The 10,994-nt window shown below is 35.0% G+C and carries 10 protein-coding genes; 7 read left to right on the top strand and 3 right to left on the bottom strand.

The annotated features are described in order from the left end of the window. Nucleotides 1-887, top strand: an 887-nt coding sequence (locus tag ABF281_RS02785; protein WP_347180175.1) for a zinc-dependent metalloprotease, incomplete at its 5' end; no start/stop codon positions are given. Nucleotides 888-912: 25 nt separating this feature from the next. Then, nucleotides 913-1,578 carry a 16S rRNA (cytidine(1402)-2'-O)-methyltransferase gene (rsmI, locus tag ABF281_RS02780; protein WP_347180174.1) on the top strand — a complete coding sequence of 222 codons (666 nt, stop codon included), beginning with the start codon at nt 913-915 and terminating at the stop codon, nt 1,576-1,578. A 44-nt stretch (nt 1,579-1,622) separates the two neighbouring features. Here rsmI and ABF281_RS02775 read toward each other — a convergent pair whose 3' ends face one another. Then, nucleotides 1,623-2,441, bottom strand: coding sequence for a hypothetical protein (locus tag ABF281_RS02775; protein WP_347180173.1), 819 nt, complete (start codon nt 2,439-2,441; stop codon nt 1,623-1,625). A gap of 277 nt (nt 2,442-2,718) precedes the next feature. On the opposite strand from ABF281_RS02775, the gene leuC reads away from it, so the two are divergent. The 4 genes from leuC to leuB all read left to right on the top strand — a co-directional run bounded on the left by leuC (nt 2,719) and on the right by leuB (nt 7,493). After that, on the top strand, nt 2,719-4,125 hold the full coding sequence (gene leuC, locus ABF281_RS02770) for a 3-isopropylmalate dehydratase large subunit (RefSeq protein ID WP_347180172.1): 1,407 nt from the start codon (nt 2,719-2,721) through the stop codon (nt 4,123-4,125). A 14-nt stretch (nt 4,126-4,139) separates the two neighbouring features. After that, nucleotides 4,140-4,739 (top strand): 3-isopropylmalate dehydratase small subunit, encoded by a 600-nt coding sequence (gene leuD, locus ABF281_RS02765; RefSeq protein WP_347180171.1) that lies wholly within the window; start codon nt 4,140-4,142, stop codon nt 4,737-4,739. Between the two features lie 159 nt (nt 4,740-4,898). Further along, entirely contained in the window at nt 4,899-6,416 is a 1,518-nt protein-coding gene (locus tag ABF281_RS02760; protein WP_347180170.1) for an alpha-isopropylmalate synthase regulatory domain-containing protein, read from the top strand. 21 nt (nt 6,417-6,437) lie between these two features. Next, a complete protein-coding gene (leuB, locus tag ABF281_RS02755; RefSeq protein WP_347180169.1) occupies nt 6,438-7,493 on the top strand; it encodes a 3-isopropylmalate dehydrogenase in 1,056 nt (351 codons plus the stop codon). A gap of 81 nt (nt 7,494-7,574) precedes the next feature. On the opposite strand, the gene ABF281_RS02750 is transcribed toward leuB, so the two are convergent. After that, complete coding sequence (locus ABF281_RS02750) at nt 7,575-8,657, bottom strand: hypothetical protein (protein ID WP_347180168.1); 1,083 nt, start codon at nt 8,655-8,657, stop codon at nt 7,575-7,577. 26 nt (nt 8,658-8,683) lie between these two features. Beyond that, nucleotides 8,684-9,622 carry an endonuclease gene (locus ABF281_RS02745; protein ID WP_347180167.1) on the bottom strand — a complete coding sequence of 313 codons (939 nt, stop codon included), beginning with the start codon at nt 9,620-9,622 and terminating at the stop codon, nt 8,684-8,686. A gap of 142 nt (nt 9,623-9,764) precedes the next feature. On the opposite strand from ABF281_RS02745, the gene hflX reads away from it, so the two are divergent. Then, the gene (hflX, locus tag ABF281_RS02740) at nt 9,765-10,985 is read left to right on the top strand and encodes a GTPase HflX (RefSeq protein WP_347180166.1); all 1,221 of its coding nucleotides are present in this window, start codon (nt 9,765-9,767) and stop codon (nt 10,983-10,985) included. Nucleotides 10,986-10,994 lie beyond the last annotated feature (9 nt).

Here is a 10,994-nt window from a genome sequence, read left to right as displayed (position 1 = left end):
TAACAGATTATGGAGGAGGTGGAGCAGATTGGGAGTCTTATGAAGATCTACAGAAAATGAAAAGCGATACCCAGTGGGATCCAACGAAATACTTGAATCTTTGGACTGTTAGAATGGGAGGAAATAGTAATGAGGACGGGGGCCTAAAGGATTTGTTAGGATTTGCTCAGTTTCCTGGAAATTCAGGTTTAGGGGGATTGAGAAAATATGAAGGATCTCCGTATACAGACGGAGTAGTGATTGCTTATCATGCATTTGGAGACCATAAAAAAGATGATGGTTCATTTGTCATGAATACTGCTTATAACGAAGGGAGGACAACTACCCATGAAGTTGGACATTGGTTGGGGCTAAGACATATTTGGGGAGATTCAGCAACTTGTGGCAATGATGACTATTGTAATGATACTCCTGAGGCTACAGAGGGGCATACAAATTGTCGTGACTATGATACTTGCATAAGTGATGGCCTTGGTAAAGACATGGTAGAAAATTACATGGACTACACTGCTGATACCTGTATGGATACTTTTACCCAAGATCAAAAAGAAAGAATGATTGCGGTTATGAAAAATTCACCAAGAAGAGTAGAGTTGTTAAATTCACCAGCTTTGGAAGAACCTTTGTATAGTAATCGTGAGTTGGAATCATTTGTAGTGAATCCAAATCCAATTACTGATTTTGGAAAGATAGTTGGGTTTGCAAACGGAACGGTTGTATTATCTGTGTATGATGTGAGTGGAAAAAGAGTGCTGTCTAAAAGATATTACAATGTAGAAGAAGTATTTTATGAAGAAATTGATCTAGGAGTATTGGTTTCGGGTGTTTATATATTATTGATAGAGAATGAAGGGAAAAAAGTCATAAAAAGAATCCTAAAGAAATAGATCGAGTTACATAATACTAGAAGAAATGAAATTATATTTAGTCCCTACACCAATAGGAAATTTAGAAGACATGACTTTTAGGGCTGTTAAGGTTTTGAAGGCTGTAGACTTGGTGTTAGCAGAAGATACTCGTACCAGCGGTAAGTTGATGAAGCATTATGAAATTAACACTTCTATGCAAAGTCATCACATGCATAATGAACATAAAACGGTAGCTCAAATTGTCCAAAAAATAAAAGGAGGGACAACAGTAGCTTTGATCTCTGATGCTGGCACTCCTGCAATTTCGGATCCAGGATTTTTATTGACAAGAGCTTGTGTGCAAAGTGGAATTGAAGTTGATTGTTTGCCAGGAGCTACAGCTTTTGTTCCTGCATTAGTAAATTCAGGATTGCCAAATGAAAAGTTTGTGTTTGAAGGTTTTCTTCCTGTTAAAAAAGGAAGGCAGACACGTTTACAGATTTTAGCAGAAGAGGTAAGAACTATTGTTTTGTACGAATCACCCCATAAACTAGTAAAAACTTTGACGCATTTGTCAGAATATTTAGGAGTAGAAAGGCAAGCTTCTGTTTCTAGAGAATTGACGAAAATGTTTGAAGAAACCCAAAGGGGTACTTTAGTGGAATTGGCCGAATATTATTCGAGTAAACCTCCAAAAGGAGAAATTGTTTTGGTGGTAGCGGGTAAATAAATTTAAAAGAGGCATTACCTCTCATAGAACAGAATTCAAGATACTCATCTAACGTCTAGTGAATTGATAATTCTATCTGAAAGTAATACATAATTGTTGTTGTCACCGAGCCATAAGGTTGTCAATTGTAATAAAGTTAGATCGTTCTTGAGGCAGGTAATACTTTTGAACTTAATGGTGTTTCCATCACTGATAAAGCTTCCTTTTTTTACTATGGATGGATATTGATTCACAAAAGTATCAGTATTGGTAGCATAGAAGTCAGTTCCATTCATTGTTTTAACCACGTGGTTCATGGATGTGTTTGAGGATCCTGTGAGGTTGATAACACCAACAGCTTCTTTGTGAACGATTTTAGTAAAAGAAAGATTAAAAGAGGGATGGTCAGTGTAGGCATAGTGTTCCATTTTTTGGATTAAATTTTCTATATCCTCAGACAATTGGTTTTTCATGTCAATTTTTTCTAAGAAGTATGGCGACTCAAATGATATTTTGTTCTTGTGGTAGTAATGTCTTTTCCATTGTTTTTCTAACAATTCAGGAATAGGAGGTGCAAGTTCTTGAAAAAAAAGAGACAACTTAGTGTTGTATTTGTAACCGATGAGCAAAACAGTTAGAAAAAAAAGAATAAGACTTGATTTTTGAGAAAGTTGTTTAAAAGAGATCTTCTTTTTTCCTTCTTTGGGTAGTATAAATTCAACACCCACGATGTTTTTAAAATCTTCAAAGTTTTTGTTTGGATTTGATTGTTGCCAAGCTTTGAAATTATTAGCATTTTTTTTTCCACAAGCATCACAAAATATTTGGTATTCAGATTTTATAGGGTTTAAATGACGACAATTTTTGCACTGAACGAATTTCATGTGTATGGTTTAGAAATGATAAAGATAAACATTCTTTAAGATGTTAAAATAATATTTTAGTGAAGTGTTCTGGTCTTAGACAAAACAAATACTACTGAGATCAAGCAAGGACGTGTTTTTTAAAACCATGTAGAGAAACAAATAGCCTTTTGGTTTTTGTATTGTAATAATTTTCAGACAGTTTAATTGGTTATAGGCTGTTTTTTTGTAAATTTGGCGACCTGTAATTCAATGAATTGCAATCATCATAGAAAATAATAAATAAGTCGAAATTAATATGGCAACAACATTATTTGACAAAGTTTGGGATTCACATGTAGTACGTCATGTACAAGACGGACCAGATGTGTTCTTTATAGACCGTCATTTCATCCATGAAGTTACAAGTCCAGTAGCGTTTTTAGGATTAGAAAGTAGAGGAAACAGTGTTTTGTACCCAGAGCGTACTTTTGCTACTGCGGATCACAATACACCAACGATTAACCAGCATTTACCGGTTGAGGATGCTTTGTCTGCAAACCAATTAAATGCATTAGAAAGAAATGCAAAAAAGCACGGGATTTCTCACTGGGGATTAGGAGATGTTAACAATGGTATCGTTCACGTAGTGGGACCTGAAAACGGGATCACATTACCAGGGGCTACAATTGTTTGTGGAGATTCACATACTTCTACTCACGGTGCTTTTGGTGCGATTGCATTTGGTATTGGTACTTCTGAAGTAGAAATGGTATTGTCTACCCAGTGTATCATGCAGTCGAAACCTAAAGCAATGCGTATCAACGTAAATGGTAAATTAGGTTTAGGAGTAACCCCAAAAGATGTTGCTTTGTACATCATTTCAAAGCAGACTACTTCTGGTGCTACAGGTTATTTTGTAGAATATGCAGGTGATGTTTTTGAAGACATGACAATGGAAGGTCGTATGACTGTATGTAACTTATCTATTGAGATGGGTGCTCGTGGAGGAATGATTGCTCCAGATCAAAAAACTTATGATTACATAGCAGGCCGTGCTCAGACTCCAAAAGGGAATGATTGGGATAAGGCAATGGAATATTGGAATACTTTGAGTACTGATGAAGGTGCAGTGTTTGATGTTGAGTTTAACTACGATGCAGCAGATATTGAACCCATGATCACTTATGGAACAAACCCAGGAATGGGAATGGGAGTTACAAAAGATATTCCTACGGCAGAGTCTTTAAAAGGTGGAGTTGAAACTTATAAAAAATCTTTAGGTTATATGGATTTCCAAGAAGGAGATTCTATGATTGGAAAAGAGATCGACTTTGTGTTCTTAGGGTCATGTACTAACGGTCGAATAGAAGATTTTAGAGCTTTCTGTTCTGTAGTAAAAGGACGTAAAAAAGCAGATCACGTAACGGCATGGTTGGTTCCAGGATCACATAAAGTAGTTGATCAAATCAAAGAAGAAGGATTAGATGCCATCATTACAGCTGCTGGGTTTGTGTTGAGAGAGCCTGGTTGTTCAGCATGTTTGGCAATGAATGATGATAAAATTCCAGCAGGGAAATTATCAGTTTCTACTTCTAACCGTAACTTCGAAGGACGTCAAGGACCAGGGTCTAGAACTTTATTAGCCTCTCCATTAGTCGCTGCGGCTTCTGCTGTGGAAGGTGTGGTCACTGATCCAAGAACAATCTTAACTGCTAACGCTTAAAAAAATAGAATACAATGGCTTACGATAAATTTGAAGTATTAACAAGTACTGCTTATCCATTACCGATAGAGAATGTGGATACAGATCAAATCATTCCTGCTCGTTTTTTAAAAGCAACAGAGCGAGTAGATTTTGATATTAACTTTTTCCGTGACTGGAGATTTAATGCTGATGGAACTCCTAAAGCAGATTTTCCGTTAAATAAAGACATTTATGCAGGGTCAAAAATTTTGGTAGGAGGACGTAACTTTGGTTCGGGTTCTTCTAGAGAACACGCGGCTTGGTCTGTTTACGATTTTGGATTGCGTTGTGTGATTTCATCAGAGTTTGCTGATATCTTTAAGAACAACTGTTTGAATGTAGGAGTATTACCTGTTCAGGTTTCAGCAGAATTTGCTGACAAGTTATTTGTTGCAATTCAAGCAAATCCAAAAGCAGAAATCAAAGTAGATTTACCAAACCAATCGGTTACTTTAGTAGCGACTGGTGAGTCTGAATCTTTTGACATCAATCTTTACAAAAAAGACAATATGTTAAATGGATTTGACGATATTGATTATTTAAAAAATATTCAAGGAGAGATCACCGAGTTTGCTGGCAAAAGACCATTTTAAGTAAGTCTTTTCTTGAACGGAGAACATTATTTATAATTTCAAAAGCGTTTCACAATTAAGTGAAACGCTTTTTTTATATTTGTATCTTATATTTTTTGGGTTTGTTGCTTGTAAACTAGCAATTAAAAATGATTTTTCCCTAAAAATTAGCTTAAGATTATGAGCCAAAAGAAAATAGAAATAATGGATACAACCCTCCGTGATGGTGAACAAACCTCAGGAGTGTCCTTTGCAGCTAATGAAAAGCTAACCATTGCTCAACTATTGTTAGATGAGCTAAAGATTGATCGTATAGAAATTGCTTCTGCACGTGTGTCCGAGGGAGAGTTCAAAGCAGTTAAAAACATAACTGCATGGGCAGCTAAACAGGGTCATCTTGGCAAGATAGAGGTGTTGACTTTTGTAGATCATGGAACCTCTATTCAATGGATGAAAGAGGCTGGTGCAAAAGTACAAAATCTACTAACTAAGGGTTCCATGAATCATTTGGAACATCAACTATGCAAAACTCCAAAGCAGCATTTTTCAGAGATAGAAATCTCTATACAGATGGCTTCGGAGCAGGGGATAGAGACCAATGTTTATTTAGAAGATTGGTCTAATGGAATGCGAAATTCTAGGGCTTATGTGTATCAATATCTCGATTTTATCGTTACTCAACCAGTAAAAAGAGTTATGTTGCCAGATACTTTAGGGATTTTAACCCCTCAAGAATCTTTTGATTATGTTAAAGAAATAAAAGCCAAGTATCCAAGTCTACACTTAGATTTCCACTGCCATAATGATTATGATTTAAGTGTTGCAAATGCTATGGAAGCGATCAAAGGTGGGACAGATGGATTGCATTTGACCTTAAACGGAATGGGAGAGCGAGCAGGAAATGCTCCATTGGCAAGTGTTGTAGCAGTTGTTAACGACTTTATGCCAGATTATTTGGTGGAGGTAAACGAAAAGGCTCTGTATAAAGTTAGTAAAATGGTAGAAGCTTTTTCGGGTTTCAAAATACCAGAGAGTAAACCAGTTGTGGGAGAAAATGTATTTACTCAAACCGCAGGAATTCATGCTGATGGGGATAATAAAAAAAATCTATATTATAACGACTTGCTGCCTAAGCGTTTTGGGCGTAAGCGTAAATATGCTTTAGGAAAAACTTCAGGTAAAGCAAATATTCAAAAAAACCTACAAGATTTAGGTATGAGTTTGAATGATGAAGAATTGAAATTGGTGACTCAAAGAGTGATTGAATTAGGGGATAAAAAAGAGTTAGTAACTCAAAATGATTTGCCGTACATTATTTCTGATGTATTAAATTCAAATACCATAGCAGAAAAAGTAAAGATAGAGTCTTATGTTTTGACCCATGCCAAAGGTCTAAAACCTTCTACAACTGTAGCCGTATCATTTGAAGGAAGTATCATTGAGGAAAGTGCCAGTGGAGATGGTCAATATGATGCTTTTATGAAAGCTTTGGCTAATATTTATAAGAAAAAAGAGTTAGTTTTGCCAACGTTGACAGATTATGCTGTACGTATTCCTCCTGGTTCTCATTCAGATGCCTTGTGTGAGACTGTGATCACCTGGAGTTTGAATGGAAAAGAGTATAAGACGAGAGGTTTAGACTCTGATCAAACGGTCTCAGCAATTATGGCGACAGAAAAAATGTTGAATATTATTTAAATAAGAGTAAAAAATAAAAAAATGGAATTAAAGATTGCGGTATTAGCTGGTGATGGAATTGGACCAGAAGTAATTGAACAAGCAGTAAAAGTTTCTGATGCAGTAGCTGCTAAATTTGGACATCAAATAACTTGGAAGCCTGCTTTGACTGGTGCTGCTGCTATTGATGCAGTTGGAGAGCCTTATCCAGATACTACTCATGAAGTTTGTACTAGTTCTGATGCTGTATTGTTTGGAGCTATCGGCCTTCCTAGGTTTGATAACGACCCAAGTAATCCTGTGAGGCCTGAACAAGGTTTGTTAAAAATGAGAAAGAAACTTGGTTTGTTTGCTAATGTAAGACCTACCTTTACTTTTCCTTCCTTATTGGATAAATCTCCACTAAAAAGAGAGCGCATTGAGGGTACTGATTTGGTTTTCTTGAGAGAATTAACAGGAGGTATATATTTTGGAGATAAAGGAAGAAAAGATGGTGGTGAAACTGCTTTTGATAACTGTGTTTATACAAGAGAAGAGGTGATTCGTTTGGCTAAAAAAGGATTTGAATTGGCCATGACACGTTCTAAAAGATTGTGTTGTGTTGACAAGGCGAATGTTTTAGAGACATCACGTTTATGGAGAGAAACGGTACAGTCTATGGAAAAAGATTATCCAGAAGTTGAAGTTTCTTATGAGTTGGTTGATGCCGTGGCCATGCGTTTGGTTCAATGGCCTAACTCTTATGATGTATTGATTACAGAAAATTTGTTTGGAGATATATTAACGGATGAAGCCTCTGTGATTTCTGGATCTATGGGATTAATGCCTTCAGCATCTATGGGGTCTGATATAGCGTTATTTGAGCCTATACATGGTTCTTATCCACAAGCAACAGGATTAAATATTGCAAATCCAATGGCAACGATTTTATCTGCAGCAATGATGTTCGAAAACTTTGGTTTAAAACAAGAAGGCTTGGCGATTAGAAATGCAGTGAATCAAGCTTTAGAAGAAGGAGTTGTAACTGAAGATTTAGCAAATGGTGCTAAAGCTCACGGAACCAAAGAAGTTGGAGATTGGTTAGCTGCAAAAATCTAACTGCATTTTAGTAAAATATTTTAAAGGTTATCTTTTCAAAAGATAACCTTTTTTTGTGAGTAAATTTCAGAACTCTAATTTTTATGAAATCATACTTTTGTGTAATATTTCATATTCTAACAATAGAGTAGTAGTATATCCATCGCATTTTGTTCTAAGCTCAAAAGTCTTGAATATCTTGTGTTTTTGTAGTTTTCTAACCCACAGTTTTGGAATCATCAATGGAATAGAAGTATAAAAATAATTGGTTGTTCTAAGTACATTACTCAATTTATATTTAAGTTTTTCTCGTAATATTATTCCCATATTTAATAAAGCGATATGGTAAAATAAGGTATCTATAAAAGAATGACGTGTTTTCAAAATGGATTTAATATCATCAATCAAAACAAGTTTTATAACAGTTGATAGGTGTTTTTCGTTCGTATTCTTGATCAGTCTACTGTAATGATAGCATATTTGTGCAGTAGTTGGATAGCAGGGGGAAATCAAATGTGGGGTATTGATATAATCTTTCGAAATGATACTTTTTACGATATAGGTGATTGAATCCTTATCTTGTTCATATGTGTTTAGTTTGTTTTTAGAAGACCATAAGAGTATGTTGGACAGTACACAAGCATCAACTTCGATGGGCATATTTTTCCCAAAATATACACCATAAGTTTTTAGTTTTTTATAATCAATACTTTTGTGAGAACTCCACTTTAGTGTGCCGTTTGCATGCTTGATGAGTTTTTGTTTTAATTTTTTATGTTTTCTCTTTTTTGGGTGAGTCAAGTATACATATATTGTGTCATCAGCATCATCAGCAAGTTTGAAGAAGTCAAAATGTTGCATTATTTTTCCATTTGGAAAAAAATTCATAGGCTGGGTTTTAAAAAAATTATATGTTTTTTTACCTCTAAAATTCTTAAAACTTGGGTAGCATTTGATCACTTGTTTGATGAGGTCATCTACAATAGTTCTTGAGTTTTTTGATAGCGAATCATAATGCTCCTGAAGGGTATAAACAATAGCGCTAGAAAAGAAAATATTTTCATCTTCTCTACGGTAAGGTAGAAAAGAATGAAATCTTTGTGAACTAAATATACCTGGCAGGTAGTTTTTATCAAGCCCTCTTTTTTGTTGTAGTACTAAATGTTTTAAAAGTTTTTCAATCAAACCAAAGATGTTTGCTCTAAGTTACACTATTTTTTAAAAATAGCATATACTGGGAAATGGTCACTAAAGCCACCTCTGTAAAATTTTCCAATATAGGTTCTTAGCGGTTCACCTTTATTTCTACCCGTCCAATCAGTCAAAAAGGCTTCATTATAGATTGCGGCTTTGATAAATTTATTTTTTTGACTGTTCAGGTAGGTTTTGCTCAATAAGATCTGATCAAATAAATACCAAATACCATTATGAGTTAAAGAGCCTTGCTTGGGGGTTAGTAATTTTTCCATCGGATTGAGAATGAACTCTGAAATCAAATGATGTTGAATACTTTCAGAGTTTGGATCATCATTGAAGTCTCCTAAGATGGTAATCTTCGCATGAATATTCTCGTCTAAAATCTGGCTAATTTTGTCGTTTAAGACTTTTGCAATTGTAATTCGCTTCAAATGGGTTTTGTCTATTCCCTTTCTTCTAGAAGGCCAGTGATTTACAAATACATGCGTGTATTCGCCGTTTAGTATACCTTGAACATATAAAATATCTCGAGTGTCATCTTGTGCGCCATTGGTTTCGAATACTTGGATAGGAATCGCTGATGAGGAGACCAGCTCAAAAAAATCTTTATGGTATAGCAATGCTACATCAATACCTCTATCATCAGGAGATTCATAATGTACACAGTCATAATTGAGATATCTTAAAGCCTCAGTTTGGATAATATCTAAAGCAACTTGTTTGGTTTCTATCTCAGCTAATCCAACTAGTACTGGGGGGAAAACACAATCACTAGTTCCAATTTTTGAGATTACTTTTGCTATTTTATTAATTTTGTGTTGATATCGATATGATCCCCATTTTTTTCGACCGCTTGGGGTATAGTCTTTTTCAAGAGTGTGAGCTTCATCTTTGTTGTCAAATAAGTTTTCGGTATTATAAAAGGCAATGGAAAAGAAGTCTTTTTGGGTCACAAGAGTTGTTTTTTAGGTACGTAAAGATATCTTTATTACGGAATATTTTCAAAGAATAAAGTGTGAATCTCATAAAAAAAGAAAATTGTTTTGAGTCTTATCTATTGGTATTGAAACTCATGGAAATCCTTACCTTTGTATTATGATTGATGAAATGAAAGTGTCCTCGGAAAAAACAATATTGGTGGGTGTAATCACACAGCATCAAGATGAGGCAAAGTCGATAGAGTACTTAGATGAGTTAGAGTTTTTAGTCAAAACTGCTGGAGGAGTTGCGGTTAAAAGATTTGTTCAAAAATTAGAAAAACCCCATCCTAAGACCTTTATTGGAGCAGGTAAGTTGGAGGATGTCAAGTCGTATATTGATTCTCATGATGTAGGAACTGTTATATTTGATGATGAACTTTCCCCTGCTCAGTTGAGAAATGTAGAGAAAATTCTAGACACTAAAATTCTAGATAGGACGACCTTGATCTTAGATATTTTTGCTCAAAGAGCACAAACTAGCTATGCAAGAACCCAAGTAGCTTTAGCACAATGTCAATACATGTTACCAAGGTTGACAAAATTATGGTCACACTTGGACAAACAAAAGGGAGGAATAGGTATGCGTGGTCCAGGTGAAACCGAAATTGAAACAGATAGACGTATTGTAAGAGACCAGATCAGTTTGTTAAAAAAGAAATTACAAACGATAGACAAACAGATGGCTGTACAGCGTAAAAATCGTGGGAAAATGGTTCGTGTCGCCTTGGTAGGGTATACCAATGTTGGGAAGTCTACGTTAATGAATGTGATCAGTAAAAGTGAGGTTTTTGCTGAAGACAAACTATTTGCTACTTTGGATACTACTGTAAGAAAAGTAGTTATTAAGAATATTCCTTTTTTAATGACAGATACTGTTGGGTTTATCAGAAAATTACCAACTCAACTTGTAGAGTCCTTCAAGTCTACTTTAGATGAAGTTCGTGAGGCAGATTTATTATTGCATGTTGTAGATATATCTCATCCCACTTTTGAAGACCATATCCAGTCTGTAAATCTTATTTTGGAAGAAATTAAAAGCGCTAACAAACCTATTTTAATGGTGTTTAATAAAATAGATAGTTATACACATCAAACCATTGAGCCCGACGATTTGGTGACTCAAAAAACAGAAAAGCATTATACCTTAGAAGAATTAAAAAATTCTTGGATGTCCAAGATAGAAGAAAAGTCTGTTTTTATTTCTGCACTGAATAAAGATAATATGGAAGATTTTAAAAAGAAGGTTTTTGATATGGTTAAAGAGATTCACGTCAAAAGGTTTCCGTATAATAATTATCTTTATGCTGAATATGATGAAAATGGAAATAAACTATGATCTTACAAG

Origin of the sequence: Wenyingzhuangia sp. (assembly GCF_039768515.1) — a bacterium.
GTDB lineage: Bacteria > Bacteroidota > Bacteroidia > Flavobacteriales > Flavobacteriaceae > Wenyingzhuangia.
The sequence above is the reverse complement of the archived record's forward strand: the minus strand, read 5'-3'. Positions and strand labels throughout refer to the sequence as shown.

Excerpts from the sequence above, each read along its gene's own strand:
- leuB (WP_347180169.1), top strand. The coding sequence starts at position 6,438 with ATGGAATTAAAGATTGCGGTATTAGCTGGTGATGGAATTGGACCAGAA.
- hflX (WP_347180166.1), top strand. The coding sequence starts at position 9,765 with ATGATTGATGAAATGAAAGTGTCCTCGGAAAAAACAATATTGGTGGGT.
- leuD (WP_347180171.1), top strand. The coding sequence starts at position 4,140 with ATGGCTTACGATAAATTTGAAGTATTAACAAGTACTGCTTATCCATTA.
- rsmI (WP_347180174.1), top strand. The coding sequence starts at position 913 with ATGAAATTATATTTAGTCCCTACACCAATAGGAAATTTAGAAGACATG.
- leuC (WP_347180172.1), top strand. The coding sequence starts at position 2,719 with ATGGCAACAACATTATTTGACAAAGTTTGGGATTCACATGTAGTACGT.
- ABF281_RS02760 (WP_347180170.1), top strand. The coding sequence starts at position 4,899 with ATGAGCCAAAAGAAAATAGAAATAATGGATACAACCCTCCGTGATGGT.
- ABF281_RS02775 (WP_347180173.1), bottom strand. The coding sequence starts at position 2,441 with ATGAAATTCGTTCAGTGCAAAAATTGTCGTCATTTAAACCCTATAAAA.